At 51.5% G+C, this 293-nt stretch carries 1 tRNA gene; it reads right to left on the bottom strand.

The window, feature by feature from the left end:
• Positions 1-13 precede the first annotated feature (13 nt).
• Positions 14-89 (bottom strand) — tRNA-Glu (locus ACW5W7_RS21350).
• Positions 90-293 lie beyond the last annotated feature (204 nt).

Below are 293 nucleotides of genomic sequence, written 5' to 3'. Positions count from 1 at the left end.
GCAAGAAGAGAAGTGGCGTCCCCTAGGGGATTCGAACCCCTGTTACCGCCGTGAAAGGGCGGTGTCCTAGGCCTCTAGACGAAGGGGACCCCGAGTCTGCTTTGCAGTGCTTGCACACTGAGACAACAGGTAGCAGTTAACTGCTATTCACATCCCGTTATCCGGCAGAAGAGGTTTTCTCTCATCCATCCCGAAGGCTGGACAACAGAAGCTGATGCATCACTGCATCAGGTCTTTGCTCTAACTACTTTGAATCAAGGCAATCTGTGTGAACACTCAACAACTTCGTCATC

It is taken from the genome of Aeromonas intestinalis, from assembly GCF_054052485.1.
This window is presented reverse-complemented; position numbering and strand designations above follow the sequence as displayed.